The organism is Lutibacter sp., from assembly GCF_041596795.1.
In the GTDB taxonomy this organism is placed as follows: Bacteria; Bacteroidota; Bacteroidia; order Flavobacteriales; family Flavobacteriaceae; genus Lutibacter.
In genome coordinates this window covers 1-23,572 of the sequence record NZ_JBFHHX010000042.1, presented here as the reverse complement: position 1 = coordinate 23,572, position 23,572 = coordinate 1, and the positions used below count along the sequence as shown (strand labels likewise).

Here is a 23,572-nt window from a genome sequence, read left to right as displayed (position 1 = left end):
GTTTTACAGAAATATTTAAGAATTGAGAACCTTCTTCAGTAAATTCCAGTTCAGGAATCCAGCTGCTAATTAAGTTTTGTAATGCTTCGTTGGTCATAAATTATTCTTTTATAGTCCTTCATCAAACCCATCAACAGGATTTACTTTATGTTTCATATTTTCTGTTCTAATTTTATCTTGAAGCATTAACATACCTTCAAGTAAAGCTTCAGGACGCGGAGGACAGCCTGGAACATAAACATCTACAGGAATTACGTGGTCAGCACCTTTTACAACAGAATACGAATTATAGAAAAACGGGCCGCCAGAAATTGCGCAAGCACCCATTGCTATTACATATTTTGGTTCTGCCATTTGATCGTATAACCTACGTAAAACGGGCGCCATTTTATTAACAATAGTTCCTGCAATAATAATTAAATCGGCTTGTCTTGGTGAAGGCCTTGCAACTTCAAAACCAAATCTGGAATAATCGTGACGAGCAGCTCCAGTTTGCATCATTTCAATGGCGCAACAACTTGTGCCAAAATACAATGACCATAATGAATTTGCACGTCCCCAGTTAATTATTTGATCTAATGATGTAACAATTACGTTAGCGCCGTTACCAGCTGGAATTACTTTTCCAGGGAAATCTGCTGGAACCTGTGGAACAGATTCGTTTGGTTCCATTTGACTGGTATATCGTTTTTTTTCTACTCCCATTTTAATGCTCCTTTTTTCCAAGCGTATAATAACCCTAGTCCTAAAATTACCAGAAAGATAATGATTTCTATAAAAGCAACAGCACCAACATCCTTAAACACAACTGCCCAAGGTATTAAAAATGCTACTTCTACATCAAAAATTAGAAATAAGATGGCAAATAAATAGTAACCTACTTTAAATTGTACCCAAGTTGGTCCAATTGTGGTCATACCACTTTCATAAGGTTCTCGTTTTTGAGGATTGTCTGATTTATGCGAAACTAGATTCGATAAAAAATTTGCGCCAGCAACTAATACAATGCCAGCCAACAGAAATACAATAATTGCTTCTGAGCCCATTTATACGCTTTTTTTAGTTAGTCTACAAAAGTAGTAGATTAAACGAATTAATAAAGGATAAATTATCTTTTTTTATAAATAAAACCAAAAGTAAATTAATACTTTTGGTTTTAATATGATAAAAATCAGCGATGTATGTGATGTTTGTTACTTAACTGTATAGGTTTCTCCAGAGAAGAAAAGGTCGTCAGTTTTTTTGAATTTAGAATTAGCTTTTACTTGTTTTGTTAAAGCATCTTCACGTTCTTCAAAAGTTACATCATTAAAACTTCTTATAATACCGGTAGCAATAGGATATTCCAATCTTACTAACATTTGATGTAAAGTTGGATCTTTTTCTTTTGCATCGTGCACTAATAAATCTTCTTGTGTAATTCCGTTTTCACCAATGGTAACAACTTCTAATTTTAATTTATTTAATACTAAACCTTTGTCTCTGTTTTTGCCAAAAATCATAGGTTTTCCATGTTCTAAATAAATTTGTTTGTCTTCTTTTACATCTTTATCTGTAATATTATTAAAACAACCATCATTAAAAATAACGCAGTTTTGTAAAACTTCTACTAATGAAGTACCTTTAAACTGATGAGCTTCAATTAATATTTGCGTAATATCTTTTGGTACATTTCCGCCAATTCTTGCAAAAAATCGAGCGCCAGCACCTAGGGCTAATTCTCCTGGGATAAATGGAGGTTGAGTATTTCCGTATGGCGAAGATTTTGTTTTTTGACCAACTAGTGAAGTAGGAGAGAACTGACCTTTTGTTAGCCCATAAATTTCATTATTAAAAAGTACAATGTTTAAATCTATATTTCTGCGCAATACATGAATAAAATGATTTCCACCAATTGCCATAGAATCTCCATCGCCAGTCATTACCCAAACACTTAAATTAGGGTTTGCTAATTTTACTCCAGATGCAATTCCTGGTGCTCTACCATGAATAGTGTGCATTCCATAAGTATTCATATAATATGGAAAACGAGAAGAGCATCCAATACCAGATATAAATACTACATCTTCTTTTTTAACACCCATTTCTGGTAATGCTTTTTGCATAGAGCGCAAAATTACATAGTCATCACATCCAGGGCACCATCTAACTTCTTGATCGCTAACAAAATCTTTAAAAGTATATTTTTGTTCTGTAGTTGTTTCCATAATTAATCTACTAATTTTTTAAATTCTCCAATCAGTTCATTATTTCCAAATGGTAATCCTTGTATTTTGTTAAATTGTAAAAAATCAAATTTGTTAAAGTTAATTTTTAAAATTTTTGCAAACTGTCCATTATTTAATTCGCAAACAATAATTTTTTTGAATCTTTTTAAAACTTCTTCTGTATTTTTAGGAAGCGGATTTATATAATTAAAATGTGCAAAACCAATATTTTTGTAACCTTCTTCATTTATTTGTTTTACAGCAGAATGTAAAGATCCGTAGGTTCCACCCCAACCAATAACTAATAAATCTCCTTTTTCAGCAAATTCTGTTTTAATTTCAGGAATATAATTTTGAACTCTTCTAATTTTCTCAGCTCTTATTTCAGTCATTTTTTGATGGTTTTCAGGATTTTGAGAAACGTTTCCTGTAATGCTATCTTTTTCCAAACCACCAATTCTATGCTCTAAACCTGCTGTTCCAGGTATAGCCCAATTACGTGCTAAAGTTGTTTCATCTCTATCATAAGGATGCCAATTTTCAGAAGCATTTTTCGAAATTCTATTTTTAATTTCTGGTAAATCATTTAGGCTTTGTATTTTCCATGGAGCTGAACCATTAGCAATATAACCGTCTGTTAATAAAATAACTGGAGTCATGTGTTCTAATGTTAATTTAGCAGCTTCGTATGCATACTGAAAACAGTTTGCTGGTGTACTTGCTGCAATAACAATTACAGGACTTTCACCATTTCTACCATACATTGCTTGTAACAAATCTGATTGCTCTGTTTTTGTTGGTAAACCTGTTGATGGTCCACCACGCTGAACGTTTACCACAACTAAAGGTAATTCCATGATCATTGCTAAACCTAAAGCTTCACCTTTTAATGCAAGTCCTGGTCCCGATGTTGTTGTAATTGCCAAATCTCCAGCAAAAGATGCTCCAATAGCTGATGCTATACCAGCAATTTCATCTTCGGCCTGAAAAGCTTTTACACCAAAATGTTTATGCTTTACCAATTCGTGTAAAATATCTGTAGCTGGTGTAATAGGATATGAGCCTAAAAACAATTCTAATCCAGATTTTTCAGCAGCGGCTAAAAATCCCCAAGCAGTAGCGGTGTTACCCATAATAATTCTATAGGTTCCAGGACGCATTTTTGCAGGAGAAATTGTATAAGCATTCGGAATTAACTCTAATGTTTCAGCAAAGAAAAAACCAGCATTTAACACTTTTGTATTGGCTTCAATTAAATGAGGTTTCGTTTTAAATTTTTTATTAAAAAAATCAATAGTATAATCTCTAGATCGGCCATACATCCAATATACCATTCCTAAGGCAAACATATTTTTACTTCGGGTAATAGATTTGTTATCTAAACCTTCAACATTTTTCAAGGCTTCTTTGGTTAAAGAAGTCATATCTACCTGAATAACCCTGTAATTTTCTAAACTACCATCTTCCAATGGATTCGTGTCGTATTGTGCTTTTTCTAAATTCTTTTTATTAAAGGCATCGGTATCAACAATAATGGTATGCCCTGGTTTTAAGGCGTGTAAATTTGTTTTTAGCCCAGCAGGATTCATGGCAACCAATAAATCTAAATTGTCTCCAGGAGTGCTTACTTCAACACTTCCAATATGTACCTGAAATCCAGAAACACCATATAAACTACCTTGCGGAGCTCTAATTTCTGAAGGGTAATTTGGGAAAGTTGCAATATCATTTCCAAACATTGCAGATGTGTCTGAGAATTGAGTTCCTGTTAACTGCATTCCATCACCAGAGTCACCTACAAATCGAATAACGACTGCCTCAACTACTTCTGGTTGTAATTTTATTTTATCTGAAATCATAATATATGATAATTAGAAAATTTTATTTAAATTTATTGAATTATTTTATTCAAACTATATATAGTCAAATATAAATTTACTTTTTAATACAGTAAATGACTTTTGTCACATAGGTTTGTTTAAAAAAATTTAAATTTGTGAATTAATAAATATTAAAATTTAATAAATATGGCTATTAAAATAACCGATGAATGTATCAATTGTGATGCTTGTATTTCAGAGTGTCCAAATAATGCAATCTATGAACCAGATAGTGAGTGGGCTTATGCTGACGAAACTGCTTTAAGTGGAACAATAACTTTGCCTAACGGTGGATCTGCTGATGCAGATGAAATGCACGAAGCTTTATCTGATGAGTTTTACTTTATTGTAACTGATAAATGTACTGAATGTAAAGGTTTCCATGATGAGCCACAATGTGCTTCTGTTTGTCCAGTTGATTGTTGTGTTCCTGATGAAGATCACAAAGAAACTGAAGAGCAATTATTAGCTAAAAAAGCTTGGTTACACGGAGAGTAATCATTTAAAAAAAGTATTTAACCAAATATATAATAGTAAAAACCTTTAAAGATTTCTTTAAAGGTTTTTACTTTTTAACCTTTTAACTAAACATTAGGTTTTAGTATTTTTTTAATTTTATATAATTAATGAATGCAAGAATTCGTTAATACATATATTTATAATATATTTGGTTCTTTTATATTTCCTTTATGAAATTAGTAAAATCTTATATAATAGCAATTCTTGTAATTTTTCCGTTTTTTATAAAAGCACAAGAAACGTTACCAATTTATTCCGATTATTTGTCAGATAATGTTTTTTTGGTGCATCCTTCTGCGGCAGGAATTGGTAATTGCGGAAAAGTTAGAGTAACAGCACGTAGTCAATGGGCAGGAATAGAAGATGCTCCATCACTTCAAACATTAAGCGCACATACAAGAATAGGCGAAAATACAGGAGTTGGTTTAATATTATTTAATGATAAAAATGGATATCATTCGCAGCAAGGAGTTCAAGGGGCTTTTGCATATCATATAGATTTAGATAGACCAGATGAGGTAAATCAACTTTCATTTGGTATTTCATTAATGGCGGTAAATAACAGTGTAGATGAAAGTACATTTGTAATTCCAGATCCTGAAATTTCAGCAATTATTAGAAGTGAAAGTTATTTTAATGCCGATGTTAGTATGGCTTACCATAATAAAGGTTTTTTCTCTTATGTAACTGCAAAAAACGTAATGCTATCGGCAAGAAATTTATATAACGAAAGTTATGAATCTTTAAATTTAAGACGGTATTTAGTAACCTTAGGGTATTATTTTGGAGAAGGTAAAGATTTACAGTTTGAGCCTTCTGTAATGGCACAATCTATTGAAAGAACAGGAGAAAAATTTGTAGATTTTAATATGAAAGTATATAAAAATGTACAAGACGCTCAAATTTGGGCTGCATTTTCTTATAGAAAAGGATTTGACAATGCAGATACCGAAGAATTGAATTACTTAACGCCAATACTTGGAGTAAACTTTAAAAACTTTATGGCTTCATATACCTATACAAAACAATCTGGAGATATTTTATTTGATGATGCAGGTTATCATCAAATAACTTTAGGGTTAAATTTTGGTTGTAGAGAAAGAAGAAGAAGTGGCTGTCCAAATATAAATGGCTCATTTTAATACTATTTACAATCAGTAAATATTTTAGTACAATAAAAATAAAATTAAATGATAATTAAAGAATTAAATGGTAATACACCTCAATTTGGTGAGGATTGTTTTATTGCCGAAAATGCAGTAATAATTGGTGAAGTTAGTATGGGAGATCAATGCAGTATTTGGTATAATGCTGTTATAAGAGGAGATGTTCACTATATAAAAATGGGAAACAAAGTAAATATACAAGATGGTGCGGTAATACATGCAACGTACCAAAAACACCCAACAAATATTGGAAATAATGTTTCTATAGGTCATAATGCATTGGTACACGGATGTGTTATTCACGACAATGTTTTAATTGGTATGGGTGCTATTGTAATGGATGATTGTATTGTAGAAAGCAATTCAATTGTTGCAGCAGGCGCAGTTGTAACAAAGGGAACTCATATAGAATCTGGAACTATTTATGCGGGTGTTCCTGCAAAGAAAGTAAAAGATATTAGTCAAGAATTAATCTCAGGTGAAATAGACAGAATAGCCAACAACTACGTAAAGTACTCAGGTTGGTATAAAGAGTAATTGGGCGTTCCCTTCGGTCGGGCTATTGCCACTCGCTTTTTTAAGTTTAAAAAAACTTAAAAAGAGCTCAAACAAAGGCGCTATCCCTAACGCAAAAAACAACATAAAAACCAACAGTGTATAATTTTATACTGTTGGTTTTTTAATTAAATTATTTGGAAAAAATGCAAAGAACCAAACTAAGTACAAAAAGTATATTACCACTTACTTGCTCCAGATCTGGAACATGCTGCTTTGGTAAAGCTGTAATGCTAAACCCTTGGGAGTTGATACGTTTCAGTAAAGAAAAAAAAATTACGTCAAGAGAGTTTAGAGATCTTTATTGTGATTTTGGGGGTATTCAATTACGCTTTAATGGAAAACCAGATAAAAAAGGACAACCAGCTTGTAGTCAATATATAAATAATTTTGGTTGTAGCGTACATCAAGGTCGTCCACTTGCATGTCGTTTATATCCTTTAGGTAGGCAAATACAATTTAACAAAGCCCACTATATTTATCAAGGCGATAAATTTCCATGTTTAAACGATTGCTCTGAAGTTTTACAATTGCCAAAACTTACTGTAGAAGAATATATTAAAGGACAGGAAACTGCTGATTTTGAAAAAGCCCAAGATGAATATTTACTAGTAATGCAAAACATTGCCGATATTGGTTTTGAATTGCTTTTAGACTCTGGATTAGCTGAATCTGGAGATACAAAAACACTTGCCGTTTGGAGGGAAATGGGGAAGGAGTTGCCAGAGTTATTAGCAGAAAGGATTGGTAAAGAATGGATAGATTGTTTAATGATACCCAATATAAACGATGATGTGGAAAACCCAATTACATTTGCTAAAAAACACAACGATTTACTTGTATTAAAAGCACAAGAAAAATTTGGGAGTTTGCAAACGCTTCAAGAGCTTCATGAAGCTTCCGTTTTAATAATTGGTATTGCATTACATTTATCTAGAGGTTTAGGAGCAGATACTCAAGGAATTTCTGAACATTGGATAGAAATTGCTAAGAGTCATGGCGCTTTGGAATAGCGCATAGAAGCTTATTTTTCTAATCTAATTTATAAAAAATGCAAAACTAAAGAGAAATACTCAGCACTAATTAGCTATTTTTCATTAATATTAGCTTGTATAACGTTAGAAAATGTAGGTGAATTTTCTGTAATACTACCAGCGCCTTTTTTGTTAATTTTAAAAGTAACATCTTTTGTTGTGGTAAATAACAGTACCGATAAAAAAGATGTTTTAAGGTGCGATTTCAAAAAATCAAAAGCTTTTTCTAATGTCATTTCTTCTTCTGTATCTTCGGTTTCTTTAGATCTGTAACGTAATTTTACTACTACTTTAAAACGCTCTTCAGAATAAATAGGTCTTACAAATATATTTCTTAAATTAGGTTTGCCAATAGTTTTTGCCATTGTTAATTTGGCAAATTGGCCTTCTTTAACACTTTCTATTACCTGTTTCCAGAAAAGAACAAATACATCTTGGTATGGCATAAACTATAAGTTGAAGTTGAATTGTTTTGTTGTTTCAAAAGTAACATTTATAAAACAAAAAAAAAGATTAAATTTAAGGATTGTGAAAGTTCCTTTTTTAAATTAACTACTTTTCTTTTTCTAAATTTTTTAGGATTATTAAAATAGTTTTAACATATCTAGCAAAATACATATGATGAATGTACTATATGAAAAACATGACATATTTCCTACATCTATACTCATAAGAAAGTTTATTGGGCGAACTTGTTCTAGCGATATTATAAACTCTTGGGAATATCTGCTAAAAAATAATTTAATTGATAGTCATATTAAAGGTATAATAACCGATTTGACTGTTTGCGATCTTAACCTCGATTTGGAAAGTTTTGAAGCAGTGTTATATTATATGGAAAAACAAGATTGTTTAAAAAAAATTAAATGTCCCGTAATTTCTAATAATCCAAAAATAATTATTTTCCCATTTCTTGCAGAAAAACAGAGTACTGAGCTAAAAGTTAAACCATTTTCAACTATAGAAGCCGCCACCAATTGGATATTAACAAATTCTAAATAAATTGTAACAGTTTATATGTAACAAAAATTGATTATTGAATACTAACTAATAAATATTTAGTATGAAAAGTGAATGGATAGTAAAGTATGAAAATTCTGAAATAAAAGTTGTTAATACTTGGTTTAACGGAGAGAGTTTGTTTGTAAATAATGAATTACAAGATGAACGATTTGGCTTTTTTGGATCAGATTTAACTGGGCATGTAATTAGTGAAAATGGAGAAAGAAAACCTATAAAAGTTAATTTAGGTGGAGCATTTATTATAAGTTGCCGAGTTTTTATTGATGATAAAAAAATGACTGTTGAAAAGATAAAGTAGATGATTGTTAATTTATAGTATACAGTGGGTTGCTTAAAAATCCTCTTCAAAAATTTGCTTGTTAACTTTTACATCATTTACAATGTTTTCTAAAACCGTTTTGTTAGTGTTGATGTAAAGTGTATGTTTAATTTTTTCTAAAGGAATTTCAGCTAATAAATTAGTGGTTTCTAAAACTGCTTTTGTTTGTTTTGCAACGGCTTCACCCGAATCAATAATTTTTACTTGTGAGCCTAAAATATTTTTAATTTGTGGAATTAAGTATGGGTAATGAGTACAACCTAAAACTAAATGGTCAATGTTAAAAGCAAGCATTGGTTTTAAATAGTTGTTTAATAACTGAAATGTTTCCTCAGAATTTAATTTACCTTCTTCTATTAACGGAACTAATCCTTCACCATCTTGTTCTATTTTGGTAATGTTTTTAGTGTATTCATTGGCTGTTTTTTCAAACAATTTACTACTTAAAGTTCCTTTGGTGGCTAAAATTCCAATGGCATTTGTTTTACTATTTAGTGCTGCTGGTTTTATAGCTGGTTCAATACCAATAAAAGGAATTGAGTACTTTTTTCGTAAATGTGTAATGGCATTTGTGGTAGCTGTATTACAGGCTACAACAATAATTTTACAACCTTTTTCCATTAAAAATTCGGTATTTTTAACAGAAAGTGCAATAATTTCATCTGCAGATTTTTCTCCATAAGGAGCATTTTTACTATCGGCTACATAAATGGTGTTTTCATTTGGTAACAGTTTTAGCACTTCTTTCCAAATAGAAGTTCCGCCAATTCCTGAATCAAATAAACCTATTGGATGATTATTCACTTTTAATTTTGCTGTTTTTTTGAATTATAAATGTAAAAAAAATCCCGCTAATTGCGGGATTTTAATTTGATAGGATTAAAATTTATTTAATTCCTAATTTTGTTTTTACTGCTGGTAATAAATCTGTACCGTTAGCAACAATTAAACTAGATGCATCTAAAACGTAAACAAAACCTTGTTCTTTAGCAACTTCTTCAATTGCAGCTTTAGCTTTGTCTAAAATTGGTTTTAATTGTTCATCTCTTTTTTTAGAAATTTCTTCTCTTGCTACTTGTGATGCTTGATATAAATTTTGTTGATCTTGTTGTACTTCAGCACCTCTTTGTTGATTAACCTCATCAGTTTGAGAGTTAACTTCAGCTTCGTATTTTTTTAATTTTGCAGTTAATTTATCATTTTCTGCTTTCAATTCAGTTTCATACGTTTTGCTTAATTTTTCTAAATCAGCGTTTAATGTTTTAGTTTCTGGCATTAAACTTAATAATAGATCTGTATTAATATGAGCAACTTTTGTTTGTGCTTGCGCTACATTAAACCCTAAAGTTACTATTGCAATTAATAATAAAGTTTTAAAATTTTTCATTTTTTTGCTTGATGTTTAAATTAATTATTTTCTTCTTGTTCTTTTTGTTCTTCTTGTTCTTGTGCATTTTCATCTTGTTGTTCCTGCACTTTTTCTTCTTTGGCTTGTTTAGCCTCTTCTATTTCTTTTAATCGTTGTAATCTTTTTTCTTCAATAGCTTTTTTTAATTCTTCACGCTTTTTTAATTGTTCGGCCTTTTTTTCGTCCAATTTTTTTTGTAATTCAGCTCTTTTGTCAACTGTTTTATCTGCAACCGTTGTTGAATCGGTTTTAGATTCGGTTTTGTTTGTGGCTTCTTGTTTTTGCGAATTTTCTTGTTCTTGTTCTTCTGCTTTTTCTTCTTTCGCTTGTTTAGCCTCTTCTATTTCTTTTAATCTTTCTAATCTTTTTTCTTCAATAGCTTGTTTTAATTCCTCACGTTTTTTTAATTGTTCGGCTTTTTTATCGTCTAATCTTTTTTGTAATTCAGCACGTTTATCTTCTCTTTCTGTAGCTCTTTTTTCTACTTCTTCGTTTACTACTGTAGCTGTTGCATCTGTAGTAGGATTATTTTTTGCTTGCTGTTTATCTTTTACTTCTTCAATTTTTTTAATTCTATTAATACTTGTAATTACTAAATCACTAATATTATAAGCATCATTAGAATACAGCATCACTAAACTTGATGAATTGTCTAAAACAAAATCGTATTTTCTGTTTTTTGCAATGTCTTGTATGGCATTATATACTAAATCTTGTATTGGTTGAACTAATTGTTTTCTTAAAAAGAATAGATCTCCATTGGTGCCATAATAGGCATTTTGAAGTTTTTTTAAATCTAATTCTTTAATTAAAATATCTTCTTCTTTTTCTGATATTAGTTCTTTTGTTAATAATGCTTTTTCGTTGTTTAATTCAGCTTTAAGTGCATCAATTTCTTTTTGTTGCTTGTCAATATTACTAAGCCAAGAATTTGATTTCTCATTTATTTTAGCTTGAGCTTCATTGTATTCTGGAAGATTTTGAAGTATGTACTCCATATCTATATATCCAATACGTTGAGTTTTTTGACCAATTACAAATGAACTAATCATTAAAAAAGCAATCAAAAGAACATTTCTTATCATAACTATATTGTATTTAGAAAAAATCGTGCCAATTTATTATTCAATTACAAATATAACAGTTTTACATTAAAATTGTTGTCCAATTATAAAGTGTGTTTGCCATCCAGATTTTTCAGTTGTACCTGGTAAAGTATCAAAACCGTGAGCAAAATCAATTCCTAATAAACCAAAGGCAGGCATAAAAATTCTTAAACCTAATCCTGCAGATCTTTTCATTTGAAAAGGATTGAAATTTTCAAAACCATCGTAAGAATTACCGGCTTCTAAAAAACCTAAAGCATAAATAGATGCAGATGGTTTTAAGGTAATTGGATATCTTAATTCTAATTGAAATTTATTGTAAATGGTACCACCATCCACAGATGAAAGTTGTCCGTTTTCGTAACCTCTTAGTGCAATTGTTTCTCTACCATCTAATTGGTACGATGCCATACCATCTCCACCAACATAATATCTTTCAAAAGGCGAGTCACCTAGTTCACTGTTGTAGCTTCCTAAGAAACCAAACTCTGCATTAGACATTAACACAAAATCTTTGGTTAGTGCGGTATACCATTTTCCTTTAAAATAGGCTTTATAATATTCTAACCATCTATATTTATCTTGATCGTCTAAATTGTCGTAATCTAAATTAGATAATAACGAATAAGGTATTGTTAATTTAGCTCCAATGGTAAAATCTGAACCAGATTTTGGGAAAATTGGGTTTGGACCAGCAGAGCTTCTACCTAATGAAATGTTATACGCTAAGTTGTTTGAAGATCCGTTAGAGAATGAAAATGTAGATATTGGATAATCTTTTATATCATATAACTGATAACTTATACTTTGAGATAAGGTAAAATAGTTATCTGGCCATTCTAAACGTTGCCCTAATCCAACTGTAGCACCAATTATATTTAAACGTTGATCTTTATCAACATTATTGGTGTAATAATCGTATCTAAATTGTTTAGAGTTATAAATAGAAAACGATAATGATTTTGGTTTTTTACCACCTAACCAAGGTTCAACAAAAGAGAAACTAGAAGTAGTGTAATATCTACTTTTTTGTAAACGTAAACTTAAAGTTTGTCCGTCACCCATTGGTAATGGTTTGTATGCTTTTTTGTTAAAAATGTTACGGGTTGAAAAGTTATTGAATGATAAACCAAGCGTTCCAATAAAAGATCCACCACCGTAACCACCTTGTAATTCTATTTGACTAGAACCTTTTTCGGCAACGGTGTAATCTATATCAACAGTTTTATCGCTGTAATTTGGTTTAATGTCTGGTGTAATAGCTTCAGCATCAAAGAAACCTAACTGACCAATTTCTCTAATTGTTCTAATAATATCAGCTTTACTATATAAGTAACCTGGTTTGGTTCTAATTTCTCTGTAAACAACATGATCATTAGTTCTATCGTTACCATTTACAGTAACTTTTTTAATTTTTGTTTGTTGATCTTCATAAATACGAATTTCAACATCAATAGAAGAATCGTTATTTACGCGCGTTTCAACTGGTAAAACTCTTGAAAATAAATATCCGTTATTTTGATAAACACTTGAAATATCTTCAGAGTCTGGAGTTCCATCACCAGTTACACGTTCTTTTAAAACTTTACCATTGTACGTGTCACCTTTTTCAATACGTAAAATTCTTTGCAGTTGTTCGTCGGTATATTTACTGTTTCCTAAAAATTTAATATCACCAAAGGTGTATTTTTTACCTTCTTCAACATCAATATTTAAGTTTAAAGTATTGTCGTCGTTCCAAGTAATATTATGATCTAAAACACGCGCATCTCTATGTCCTTTTTCACTATATACATCAATTAATTTTTCAAGATCTTCTTCAAAATCTGCTTCAATATATTTTGAAGTTTTCCAAAATCTTCCAATAACCGCTTTTTTAGTGTTTTTTAATGCTTTTTTTAAGATTTTATCTGATAAAGCTTCGTTACCGTTAAAAGTAATTTTTTTGATTTTTACTTTTTCACCTTTATCAATATTTATCAGCATATTTACTGTGTTTATTGATGTGGTGTCTGGCCTTGTATCAAGCGTTACTTTTGTATTTAAATATCCTTTTTCTTGGTATTTTTTCTTTATGTAGTTGTTGGTTGTAACAATAAGGTTATCTGTAACCATTGCACCTGTTTTAAGTTCAGCGTCTTTTTGCAAGTCTTTTGCTTTACTTGCTTTAACACCTCTTATAGTTACATTATTTAGTTGTGGTAATTCTTCAACAGCAAATTCTAAATAAGCAACATTCCCATCAATGGAAGAAACGTACACATCTACATTGCTAAATTGTTTTGTTTCGTATAGTTTTTTAATGGCGCTGGTAAGTTTATCTCCAGGGATTTTAATTTCTTGCCCTACAATTAATCCGGTATAAACTTTTACTGTTTCTTCTTCAAATTTACGTAATCCGGTAACTGTAATTCCTCCTAATTCGTACGAATTATCCTTTACAAATGGATCTGATGCTTTTTTAGGAATGATGGAATCTTTAACAACTGTATCGTTTTTAATTTCAACTTCTTTTACAATTGTGGTTTCAATTTCTTGTGCTATTACAGGGTTTACGATGCTAATAGCAAAGATTAAAAGGGCTATTTTAATTTTGTTCATTGATGTTTTCAATTTGTTCACTTGTTTTACCAAATCTTCTTTCTCTGTTTTGATATTCTAAAATGGCATTGAAAAGATTTTCTTTTCTAAAGTCGGGCCAAAGTGTGTTTGTAAAGTACAATTCGGCATACGCTATCTGCCATAATAAAAAATTGCTGATTCTTTTTTCTCCGCTAGTACGGATTAAAAAATCAACATCAGGCAAAGAAAACGTATATAAATGAGTATTAATAATATTTTCATTAATTTCTTCAATCCTCAATTCATTATTAACAACTTTTTTTGATATATTTTTGATAACATTAACAATTTCATCTCTTGATCCATAACTTAAGGCTAAAGTTAAGGTAAGAGTGGTATTGTTTTTGGTTTTTTCAATAACTTCCAAAAGTTCTTTTTGGGCACTTTTAGGTAAATCATTTAAATTACCAATGGTGTTTAATTTTATGTTGTTTTTTTGAAGTGTTGCTAATTCTTTTTTTAAGGACGAAACTAATAAAGACATTAAAGTTTTAACTTCTAATTTAGGTCTGTTCCAGTTTTCTGTAGAAAAAGCATATAAGGTTAAAAATTGAACGCCAATTTCTGCACAACCTTCAATTGCTTCCCTAACGGATGTTACTCCATTTTTATGCCCAAAAACTCTTGGACTTCCTTTTAGTTTTGCCCATCTACCATTACCATCCATAATAATGGCAACGTGGTTTGGAACGTTATTTTGCTGTATTTGTAATTTTAAATCTTCCATTAATACGGGGGTGCATAACATGGTGGTCTTCCAAAGGTATAAACTAAAGAAATACCACTTAACATATACCAGTCATTACTATCTGGATTTCCAAATTTTAATGATTCAAATTTATCATTATTATAATCTATATCATCTACAAAAGTATAACGTGCTCTTATTTCAGCGGCAATAGCTAAATTATAGGCTAATTTAGTTTTGTAGCCAAGGCCAAACGGAATGGCAAATGATGTGTTGTTACCGTATTCATATTGTTTATAACTTGGTTCATCGGTTACTACACGGTAATTAAAAGCAGCTATTTCTAATAGTATGTATGGTGTTTGGGTTTTTCTGAAATTACTTAAGTCATATTCAAAAAAATTAAATTCTATACCTACAGCCAATTCTTTTATGCTATTAGAAAATCCAATTCCTCTGGAATAACGACCATAATTGGAAGCATCTTTATCATTGGCTTTTATTTTTGCATAAGTAAATGTTCCTCTAAGCGCAACTCTGGGGTTCATATTATATTTGTATATAACGCCAGCCATTAAGTTATTTGGATTTATATAATTTTCTTTACCAATATCACCAATGTAGTTATTACCACCTGCCATAATACCAACTTCGTATAATTGTGCTTTAGTTGTGATAGTTATAAAGCTGAAAACAAAAAATATAATAAATTTTTTCATAAATAAATTAGCGTGCAAATATAATTAAAACTATTTGCTAATTAAAGTTATACAAACCTTATTTTGAATAACAGATTTTGGGGTAATTTATTGTAGTATAAGTAGTATGTTATGCTTATAAATTTTAATTTCGTGTGTCATGACCCCATAATAATTTTTCGCGCAAAGTTTTTATAAAGGTTTGGTTGTTAATATGAATCATTTTTAAAGTGAAATCGGCTTTTTGAATGCACACTTCTGTAGCGTTGTTAACAGAAACAATTCTAGAGTCTAACGATAAGAAAAATTCATCTTCTCGTCCGCTAATTTTTAGGGTTACAACAGTATCATCTGGAATTACCATTGGTCTGGCATTTAAATTATGCGGTGCAATTGGAGTTAATGCAAAATTTTTAGCTGCGGGTGTTATAATTGGTCCACCACAGCTTAAAGAATATCCTGTAGAACCGGTTGGTGTACTAATTATTAATCCATCTGACCAATATGAAGTTAAATATTCATTATCAATAGACGTGTTAATGGTAATCATAGAAGCCGTATTTTTTCTGCTTACGGAAACTTCATTTAATGCAAAATTTAAAGATTTTAAACTTTTAATTGCAGGTGATGTTGTTACGCTTAATAAAGTACGTTCTTTTATTTTAAAATTTTCAGCTAATAACTGTTCAATAGCATTACTTATTTCATCTTTTTGTACGGTGGCTAAAAACCCTAATCTTCCGGTGTTAATACCTACAATTGGAATATTTGAATTTCTTACAAAAGTAACAGCTCTTAAAATTGTTCCATCTCCACCAATAGTAATCATATAATTAAAGGAGTTGTCAAGATCTTTATAAGATGAAAAAGTTTGAATATTCTTTAAACTAATTTCTTTTTGAAGTCCGGAGTAATAATTTTTTTCTATTATAAACTCAATTTTATTCTGGTTTAGGATTTGAAATAGTTCTAATAGGTATTCTTTGTCTTCGGGCTTATAATATTGCCCATAAATGGCTACCTTCATAACTAAATGTTTAAATATTTTTGTAAATAATTAGAGCGATCTTTTAAATCTTCAATAAAGAAATCTTCTTTATGCGTAGAAAGCACATTGTAATTATAGCGCCTAAAAGATTGTAAGATTTCATTAAGTTCATGGGTGTTAATTTTTAATGAAATTTTAACTGTAGATGCAGTAGATTCTGCAATAAAAACACCAAGAATATTTGCATTGTTAGATTCTACAATTTGACAGATTTGACTAAAAGAAAAATCTCTTACTTCTTTTTCTAATAAAATTACATCTCCTTCACTTTTTAAAAATGGCGTGTCATTAATTAATTGTAAAATATCATTAATTTCAAAATAACCAACATATTCATTATTGGCAGTTACCGGAATTAAATTTGCATTATTACTTGCAAAAACTCCCAAAACATCTAATAAATTGCTGTTTTTTTCAATATAAAAATGCGTAAATAAATATTGGAAATAGCCAATTTCTTTAGTGTTCTCTTCAATTTCTTTTATAGATTCTTCAGATAATAAGCCAATTAATAAATTGTTTTTTAATACTGGAAAATGGGAAAAAGAGGTTTCACCAAATAACAGTTTTGCTTCTTCAATAGTGTTTTCTAGTGAAAAAGCTTTTAAATCATTTAAAATATATGGGGATGTTTCCATAGCACTTCGTATTTAACTACAAATTAATCAAAAATAAAACCAAAAACATATTCTTAGTTCGTAAATTTGTCAACTCATTTCATAAAAGGTATTAAAAATGACAAAATTAAGCGTAAATGTTAATAAAATTGCAACTTTAAGAAATTCTCGTGGTGGAGACTTTCCAAATGTTGTAAAAGTTGCTTGTGATATTGAAAGTTTTGGAGCCGAAGGAATAACAATTCATCCAAGACCCGATGAACGTCATATTAGATATAAGGACGCCTACGATTTAAAAAAAGTGGTAACTACCGAGTTTAATATTGAAGGAAATCCAATTCCTAAATTTATGGAAATGGTATTGGCAATTTGTCCAACCCAAGTAACCTTAGTGCCTGATGCTGATAATGCTATAACATCAAATGCAGGTTGGGACACAATAAAAAATCAGTCGTTTTTAAAAGAAGTAATTGCTGAATTTAAGTTGAAAGGAATTAGAACTTCTATTTTTATTGATACAGATTTTAAACTTATTGAAGCTGCCGCAACTACAGGCGCTGATAGAATTGAGTTGTATACTGAAGAATATGCTACACAATATGCTTTAGGAAACAAAAAAGCTATTGAACCATTTACAAAAAGTGCCATTTTAGCAACAGAATTAGGTTTGGGAATAAATGCCGGACACGATTTAAGTTTAGATAACATTCAGTTTTTTGCGCAAAATGTTCCTAATTTATTAGAAGTATCAATTGGCCACGCTTTAATTGCCGAATCGCTGTATTTAGGATTAGAGAATGTGGTGAATATGTATAAATATAGGTTAAAAGTTAAAAGCTAAACATCATAATAAAAAAAATAAAAATTGTCATTCTTGCCATTGTAGGAATGACAATTCTTGTGAAATTCTAAATTTATTGAACAACTAATGATATTACATTCAACAATACTTGGAAACGGACAACCATTTTTAATTTTACACGGCTATTTTGGAATGAGTGATAACTGGAAAACGTTGGGAAATCAGTTTTCTAAAAATTACCAAGTTCATTTAATAGATCAACGTAATCATGGTAGAAGTTTTCATAGCGATGACTTTGATTATGAGTTGCTTGTAGAAGATTTGTATGCATATATTTTACATTATAAATTAGAAAAAATTATTTTGTTAGGTCATTCTATGGGCGGAAAAGTAGCAATGCAGTTTGCAGTTACGTATCCTGAGTTTGTTAATAAATTAATAGTGGCAGATATTAGTCCTAAATATTACGAGCCACATCATCAACCTATTTTAGCTGCATTAAATTCAGTTAATTTTGATTTGCATACTACACGTAGTAAAGTAGAAGATGTATTAAAAATATACATGAAAGAGGAAGGTGTTTTACAATTTATGTTGAAAAATGTATACAGAAAAACAAAAGAAAAACTTGCTTTCCGTTTTAATTTACACAGCCTAACCAAAAATAACAGTGAAGTAGGAGAGGCATTACCATCATTTACACATTTTGATGGTCCAACGTTATTTTTAAAAGGAGAAAGATCTAATTATATTACCTTAAACGATGTTGCTTTAATTACAGCACATTTTGAAAATGCTAAAATTGTAACTGTCAAAAATGCAGGACATTGGCTACATGCCGAAAATCCAACTCAGTTTTATAACGAAGTTATCACTTTTTTAGGATAATTAGTAATATGGCATAATTATAGTTAAGTTTATAGTTTATAATTATAAATTTAAAAAATGAAAACTATTTTACGAATGCTTTTAACCGCAATTGCTGTGGTAATAATAGCAAAATTTCTTCCAGGAGTAGAGGTTACAGATTTTATAAACGCTATGTTTGTTGCCATAGTTTTAGGGTTTCTAAGGATTACGGTAAAACCTATTTTAATACTATTAACATTACCAGCAACAATTTTAACCTTAGGTTTATTTTTATTGGTAATTAACGCCATAATTATTCTGTTAGCTGGATATTTTGTTGATGGATTTGAGGTTGCCGGATTTTGGACAGCATTACTGTTTAGTATCTTATTATCAATGTTTCAATCTATTTTATACTCATTTTTAAAAGAGGAAGAGAAAAAATAGTTGAGTTTGAGTGAATTAAATATTTGAAAAGTGCATAAATAATAGTACTTTTGCACCCAATTTTTAATGATTTTAAAGTAAAATAGCATAAAATGAATATTACAAAAGAAAATATTGATGCATTAAATGCAGTTGTGAAGGTTGAAATTTCTGCTGCTGATTACCAAGATAAAGTAGAGAAGATTTTAAAAGATTACCGTCAAAAAGCTAACATTCCTGGATTTAGAAAAGGACAAGTTCCAATGGGAATGGTAAAAAAACAATACGGAAAGTCTATAATGATTGATGAGGTAAATAAATTATTACAAGAATCATTAAACAATTTCTTGGTTGAAGAGAAGTTAGATATTTTAGGAAATCCATTACCAAAAATGCAAGACGATTTTAATTGGGATGCAGATGATTACGCATTTGAATTTGAATTAGGATTGGCTCCAGAGTTTGATGTAGATTTAACCGTAAAAAATAAAATTACTCAGTACAATATTGTTGCTGATGATGAATTGCTATCTAAAGAAGTTGAAAATCTTCAAAAACGTTTTGGTAAATTAGTTGCTAAAGAAGTTGTTGAAGAAGGTGTAACTATTGCTGGTTCTTTTGCAAATGAAGAAAAAGGAATTGATAAAAAATCAACAATTGCTTTAGAAGATATTAAAGGAAAAGCAAACCAAAAGAAATTTATTGGTAAAAAAGTTGGTGATGTTGTTGAATTAGAAAGTAAAGGACTTTTTGAAGATGACCATAAATTAATGGGCGCTTTAGGTTTAGGACATGATGAAGTTCACGGATTAGAAATTCCAATTACTTTAACTATTGAAGAAATTAATGTAACTGAACTTGCTGAAGTAAATCAAGAATTATTTGATAAAATTTTTGGTCCTGATTCTGATGTAAAATCTATTGAAGAATTAAAAGAAAAAATTAAAGAAGATGCTGAAAAGCAATTTCAACAACAAGCAGACCAACAATTATTAAATGCTGTAACAGAATATTTAGTAGAAAATACAAAATTTGATTTACCAGCAGAATTCCTAAAAAAATGGTTGGCAGTTGCAGGTGAAAAACCAATGACTCCAGAGCAAGCTACTGAAGAGTTTGATAAATCTGAAAAAGGTTTACGTTACCAATTAATTGAAGGAAAAGTTATTAAAGATAACAACTTACAAATAGATTTTAAAGAGTTACAAGACTTTACTAAAGGATTTGTAAAAGCTCAAATGGCACAATACGGTCAATTAAATCCTGAAGAAAAAGATTTAGAAGATATTGTACAAAGAGTTTTAAGTAATCAAGATGAAGCTAAGCGTTTACAAGAACAATTAATGAGTCAGAAATTATTATCGTTCTACAAAGAGAACATTACTTTTAAAGTAAAAGAGGTTAATTATGAAAACTTTGTAAAAGAAGTTTATAAATAATTATCTAATCTTAATAGATATAAAAAAAACCCTTAAAAATTCTTTAAGGGTTTTTTGTTTTATAAGTTTTCGGTAAATTTTAATTGCGGTAATAACGAAATTCTTTTTTTCTGAATTTGTTGCATTTTACTTAAAATTTTATCCAGCATTTTTACTGCTTTTTCAATATACGGACCTTTGTTAAGCATTACACATTCTGCCCGTTGAGACATTGCTGCATCGGTAATTTCTGCTCTTGTAGGAATTCCTTTTTTTGCTAAATTTTCCAATACTTGCGTTGCCCAAATATCAGGAATATGTGCAGCTTCGCAAATACTTAAAATCTCTTCTTGTATTATTGCAAAATTTTTCCAACCAGTTTCAATAGCTAAATCTCCACGAGCAATCATTACACCAATTGGGTAATTTTCCATTGCTTTTAATAAAATACTTGGTAAATTTTCAAAAGATTTTTGGGTTTCAATTTTTAAAATAATACCAATAGAAGCTTTAAGTTTTTTTAATTCATTTAATAAATCTTCCACATCTTGTTTGTTGTTAACAAACGAAAAATTTACAGCGTCGGCGTATTTAGCAATAAATTGTACATCTTTTTTATCTTTTTCAGTTAAACCGCTTATTCCTAAGTCGCTATCTGGTAAATTAATTCCTTTATCGGCTCTTAGTTTTCCGCCAGTTGTTTTTGCATTGGTAATTTTAATTAATAAATAATCGGGATGAATTTCATCTACAACTCCTTCAATTTTACCATCATCAAAATAAATTAATTCGCCTTTTTTAACTCTTGAAAATAACTGAGGGAGCGTGCAGGAAATATGCGCAAAATTTATAAGATTTCCTTGATCATCAAACGTTGCAGGTTCACCTAAAATAGGTTCTTTATCTAATTTTAAAGTATCACCTTCAAATAAATAAATTATTTCTTCTAATGGTAAAAGTTCATGAACAGTATGTAATTCTGATGTAGATTTCTTTTTTAAAAAAACAGTTAATTGCATTCCTGTTGTAACAAAAGCAGAATCTTTACAGCTTGCCCATCTTCCAAAGCCTTCTTTTTCTTGTATGGTTATTTTACATTTTTTATCTCTAGAATCTATAAATGTAAAATAAGAACCTTTTTGTGTTTTTTTAAGCCATTTTTTGTTCACGGTAATTATAGCATCTGCTTGTGATCCTTTTGGTGGTAACATTCCGTAAGGAGCTAGCCAAATTTTTGCAGGAGCAATTAATTGTCCTAATGAATTTCTTTTAGGTTTAATATGAATTACTTTATGTCCAGGTTTCATTTTACCAGTTCGTAATTTTGGACCACCTAAATCCATCATAATTTTACAATCTGGATTAACTTGTTTTATATTGTCTATAATTTTTTTCCAAGTTTGTTCATCATCATGGGCGCAATTAACACGTGCGCAATTCATACCTGCGTTTAGTAAGTTTTCAGAAAAAGCACTATTTTCAGCAGCATTTGTTGGTTGTGTAACCAATATTCGGGTTCTTCTATTGGTAGGTTTTTCACCAAACAGCGCATTGGTATTTTTTCTTAACAGCAGTTTACTTTCTTTATTTGTTAAAAAAGATTGTTTAGGAATTGTGCTGTTTTCTTTTAATAAATGGGTTATTAATGTTCTGTAAATAAGCATAGTATGTAAAATGCTACTTTCTGTATTTACAGAAGTTGGTAACCCTAAATCATTTAAGTTTTTTTGAAAAGGGGTATTGTCAAAACTTCTAAATGCTAAATAATGAATTAAATTTTTAGCACTGTGTGTATAGTTTGGGTGAACATTTTGTATTTGAGTTGCGTATGTTTTTTCAAATTCATCCATTTTTTCTAAAATTGAATCAATTTGAGAGTTTACTTTTTGCAGTATTAGTATATCGAATAACATAAAAAAAATTTTGAACTAAAATTACAAATAATTTAGTTCATTATTTTCTTTTTGGAGCGCGAGTTTTTGGTTTTTTATACTTTTTTGCAATTTCTCTTCTGTATGATCCACCAAGGTTTACTTTTTTATTTTTTTCCTTTTTTTCGTGGAATCCAGAACCTAGTTCCGTTGCAGAACTGCGCTTATCATTATTAATTTCAATAGAAGATTCATCGCGTGGAATTTCTTCATCAATTAATTGTTCAGAAATTTCAATGGTTTCAGGAAGATCATATACGTCAATTTCTCTGTTCATTAATAATTCTATTTCACCTAAATATTCAGCTTCGTCTTCGGTAAAAAATGAAATAGAAGTTCCTTTTTGCTCAGCTCTACCAGTTCTTCCAATTCTATGAATATAGTTTTCTGGCTTTTTTGGAATATTAATATTTATAACATGAGTAACATCTGATAAATCTATTCCACGAGCTACAATATCTGTTGCAATAAGCACTTGAAAAAGATTTTTTTCGAAATTTTCTATGGAACGTAATCTATAATTTTGAGTTTTATTAGAATGAATTACTTGCGATTGTTTTGGCATTGTAATTTCTAACTCATTAAATAAAATATTTGCTTGATTTTTGTTTTTTACAAATACCAATACCTTTTTATATACTTCCTTATCTTTTAAAAGTGATAGTAAAAAGTTTACTTTGGTATAAAAATTTGGAACTGGATATGCTTGTTGCTCAATAGAATCTAACGGACTTCCGCTTTTACCAACTTGTATTTTAATAGGTGATTTAAAAAAAGTATCTAATAAATTATCTACTTCACTAGTTAAAGTTGCCGAAAATAAAATATTTTGACGTTTTTTTGGTAAAATATCTAGCAAGGTAGATAGTTGTGGTAAAAAACCTAAATTCAACATTTCATCTACTTCATCAATTACTAATTTTTGAATAGTTTTTAGTTTTAAAATTCCGTCTAACGATAAATCTAATAACCTACCTGGCGTTGCAACTAAAATATCTAAACCTTTAAAAACTAATTGTTTATCGTTGTTTATATTTGTTCCTCCGTAAATTCCAGCAAATCTAACATTCATATACGGTGTTAAGTTTTCAATTTCTTGAACTACCTGAACTACCAATTCTCTGGTTGGAACTACAATTAATACACGTGGCGATTTTTGATCGGAATAGGTTAATTGTCTTAAAATTGGCAATAAATACGCATAAGTTTTACCAGTACCAGTTTGTGCAATTCCAATAACATCTCTGCTGCTCATT

At 29.9% G+C, this 23,572-nt stretch carries 25 protein-coding genes; 10 read left to right on the top strand and 15 right to left on the bottom strand.

Annotated features, from left to right (window positions below; translation table 11 throughout):
- Nucleotides 1-108: 108 nt before the first annotated feature.
- The 4 genes from ABY298_RS07100 to ABY298_RS07085 all read right to left on the bottom strand — a co-directional run bounded on the left by ABY298_RS07100 (nucleotide 109) and on the right by ABY298_RS07085 (nucleotide 4,066).
- A complete protein-coding gene (locus ABY298_RS07100; protein WP_372745319.1) occupies nucleotides 109-705 on the bottom strand; it encodes an NADH-quinone oxidoreductase subunit B in 597 nt (198 codons plus the stop codon).
- Complete coding sequence (locus tag ABY298_RS07095; protein ID WP_372745318.1) at nucleotides 696-1,046, bottom strand: NADH-quinone oxidoreductase subunit A; 351 nt, start codon at nucleotides 1,044-1,046, stop codon at nucleotides 696-698. Before ABY298_RS07095 ends, ABY298_RS07100 begins: the two co-directional genes overlap by 10 nt.
- 147 nt (nucleotides 1,047-1,193) lie before the next feature.
- On the bottom strand, nucleotides 1,194-2,207 hold the full coding sequence (locus ABY298_RS07090; protein WP_372745317.1) for a 2-oxoacid:ferredoxin oxidoreductase subunit beta: 1,014 nt from the start codon (nucleotides 2,205-2,207) through the stop codon (nucleotides 1,194-1,196).
- Between the two features lie 2 nt (nucleotides 2,208-2,209).
- Nucleotides 2,210-4,066, bottom strand: a complete 1,857-nt coding sequence (locus ABY298_RS07085; RefSeq protein ID WP_372745316.1) for a 2-oxoacid:acceptor oxidoreductase subunit alpha — start codon at nucleotides 4,064-4,066, stop codon at nucleotides 2,210-2,212.
- A gap of 168 nt (nucleotides 4,067-4,234) precedes the next feature.
- On the opposite strand from ABY298_RS07085, the gene ABY298_RS07080 reads away from it, so the two are divergent.
- From ABY298_RS07080 to ABY298_RS07065, 4 genes are all read left to right on the top strand, one after another.
- Complete coding sequence (locus tag ABY298_RS07080) at nucleotides 4,235-4,585, top strand: 4Fe-4S binding protein (RefSeq protein ID WP_372745315.1); 351 nt, start codon at nucleotides 4,235-4,237, stop codon at nucleotides 4,583-4,585.
- Nucleotides 4,586-4,776: 191 nt separating this feature from the next.
- Nucleotides 4,777-5,748, top strand: a complete 972-nt coding sequence (locus ABY298_RS07075; protein ID WP_372745314.1) for a type IX secretion system membrane protein PorP/SprF — start codon at nucleotides 4,777-4,779, stop codon at nucleotides 5,746-5,748.
- 48 nt (nucleotides 5,749-5,796) lie between these two features.
- Complete coding sequence (locus ABY298_RS07070) at nucleotides 5,797-6,309, top strand: gamma carbonic anhydrase family protein (protein WP_372745313.1); 513 nt, start codon at nucleotides 5,797-5,799, stop codon at nucleotides 6,307-6,309.
- 164 nt (nucleotides 6,310-6,473) lie between these two features.
- A complete protein-coding gene (locus tag ABY298_RS07065; protein WP_372745312.1) occupies nucleotides 6,474-7,340 on the top strand; it encodes a YkgJ family cysteine cluster protein in 867 nt (288 codons plus the stop codon).
- Nucleotides 7,341-7,414: 74 nt separating this feature from the next.
- On the opposite strand, the gene ABY298_RS07060 is transcribed toward ABY298_RS07065, so the two are convergent.
- Complete coding sequence (locus ABY298_RS07060; RefSeq protein ID WP_372745311.1) at nucleotides 7,415-7,807, bottom strand: hypothetical protein; 393 nt, start codon at nucleotides 7,805-7,807, stop codon at nucleotides 7,415-7,417.
- A 175-nt stretch (nucleotides 7,808-7,982) separates the two neighbouring features.
- Between ABY298_RS07060 and ABY298_RS07055 the strand changes: the two genes are divergently transcribed.
- Nucleotides 7,983-8,363: a hypothetical protein gene (locus ABY298_RS07055; RefSeq protein WP_372745310.1), complete on the top strand. Its 381-nt coding sequence runs from the start codon at nucleotides 7,983-7,985 to the stop codon at nucleotides 8,361-8,363.
- Between the two features lie 61 nt (nucleotides 8,364-8,424).
- On the top strand, nucleotides 8,425-8,682 hold the full coding sequence (locus ABY298_RS07050; protein ID WP_372745309.1) for a hypothetical protein: 258 nt from the start codon (nucleotides 8,425-8,427) through the stop codon (nucleotides 8,680-8,682).
- Between the two features lie 33 nt (nucleotides 8,683-8,715).
- Here the strand turns inward: ABY298_RS07050 and murI are convergent, their stop codons facing one another.
- From murI to ABY298_RS07010, 8 genes are all read right to left on the bottom strand, one after another.
- Entirely contained in the window at nucleotides 8,716-9,507 is a 792-nt protein-coding gene (gene murI, locus ABY298_RS07045) for a glutamate racemase (protein WP_372745308.1), read from the bottom strand.
- 82 nt (nucleotides 9,508-9,589) lie between these two features.
- Complete coding sequence (locus tag ABY298_RS07040) at nucleotides 9,590-10,090, bottom strand: OmpH family outer membrane protein (RefSeq protein ID WP_372745307.1); 501 nt, start codon at nucleotides 10,088-10,090, stop codon at nucleotides 9,590-9,592.
- A 20-nt stretch (nucleotides 10,091-10,110) separates the two neighbouring features.
- Nucleotides 10,111-11,196, bottom strand: coding sequence for an OmpH family outer membrane protein (locus tag ABY298_RS07035; protein WP_372745306.1), 1,086 nt, complete (start codon nucleotides 11,194-11,196; stop codon nucleotides 10,111-10,113).
- 66 nt (nucleotides 11,197-11,262) lie between these two features.
- Nucleotides 11,263-13,818 (bottom strand): outer membrane protein assembly factor BamA, encoded by a 2,556-nt coding sequence (bamA, locus tag ABY298_RS07030; protein WP_372745305.1) that lies wholly within the window; start codon nucleotides 13,816-13,818, stop codon nucleotides 11,263-11,265.
- On the bottom strand, nucleotides 13,805-14,566 hold the full coding sequence (locus ABY298_RS07025) for an isoprenyl transferase (RefSeq protein WP_372745304.1): 762 nt from the start codon (nucleotides 14,564-14,566) through the stop codon (nucleotides 13,805-13,807). Before ABY298_RS07025 ends, bamA begins: the two co-directional genes overlap by 14 nt.
- Nucleotides 14,566-15,246, bottom strand: a complete 681-nt coding sequence (locus tag ABY298_RS07020) for a DUF6089 family protein (RefSeq protein WP_372745303.1) — start codon at nucleotides 15,244-15,246, stop codon at nucleotides 14,566-14,568. Before ABY298_RS07020 ends, ABY298_RS07025 begins: the two co-directional genes overlap by 1 nt.
- A 124-nt stretch (nucleotides 15,247-15,370) precedes the next feature.
- Nucleotides 15,371-16,252 carry an NAD kinase gene (locus ABY298_RS07015; protein WP_372745302.1) on the bottom strand — a complete coding sequence of 294 codons (882 nt, stop codon included), beginning with the start codon at nucleotides 16,250-16,252 and terminating at the stop codon, nucleotides 15,371-15,373.
- A 2-nt stretch (nucleotides 16,253-16,254) separates the two neighbouring features.
- Entirely contained in the window at nucleotides 16,255-16,911 is a 657-nt protein-coding gene (locus ABY298_RS07010) for a CBS domain-containing protein (protein WP_372745301.1), read from the bottom strand.
- Nucleotides 16,912-17,008: 97 nt separating this feature from the next.
- Here ABY298_RS07010 and ABY298_RS07005 point away from each other — a divergent pair, with 97 nt between their 5' ends.
- The 4 genes from ABY298_RS07005 (at nucleotide 17,009) to tig (ending at nucleotide 20,406) form a co-directional block, all read left to right on the top strand.
- Nucleotides 17,009-17,731, top strand: coding sequence for a pyridoxine 5'-phosphate synthase (locus tag ABY298_RS07005; RefSeq protein ID WP_372745300.1), 723 nt, complete (start codon nucleotides 17,009-17,011; stop codon nucleotides 17,729-17,731).
- A gap of 87 nt (nucleotides 17,732-17,818) precedes the next feature.
- Complete coding sequence (locus ABY298_RS07000) at nucleotides 17,819-18,580, top strand: alpha/beta fold hydrolase (protein ID WP_372745299.1); 762 nt, start codon at nucleotides 17,819-17,821, stop codon at nucleotides 18,578-18,580.
- Between the two features lie 57 nt (nucleotides 18,581-18,637).
- The gene (locus tag ABY298_RS06995; RefSeq protein WP_372745298.1) at nucleotides 18,638-18,988 is read left to right on the top strand and encodes a phage holin family protein; all 351 of its coding nucleotides are present in this window, start codon (nucleotides 18,638-18,640) and stop codon (nucleotides 18,986-18,988) included.
- Nucleotides 18,989-19,080: 92 nt separating this feature from the next.
- Nucleotides 19,081-20,406 (top strand): trigger factor, encoded by a 1,326-nt coding sequence (tig, locus tag ABY298_RS06990; RefSeq protein WP_372745297.1) that lies wholly within the window; start codon nucleotides 19,081-19,083, stop codon nucleotides 20,404-20,406.
- A 59-nt stretch (nucleotides 20,407-20,465) separates the two neighbouring features.
- On the opposite strand, the gene ABY298_RS06985 is transcribed toward tig, so the two are convergent.
- On the bottom strand, nucleotides 20,466-22,298 hold the full coding sequence (locus tag ABY298_RS06985) for a pyruvate kinase (RefSeq protein WP_372745296.1): 1,833 nt from the start codon (nucleotides 22,296-22,298) through the stop codon (nucleotides 20,466-20,468).
- Nucleotides 22,299-22,338: 40 nt separating this feature from the next.
- Nucleotides 22,339-23,572 (bottom strand): DEAD/DEAH box helicase (locus tag ABY298_RS06980; protein ID WP_372745295.1); only part of this gene is annotated, 1,234 nt, incomplete at its 5' end.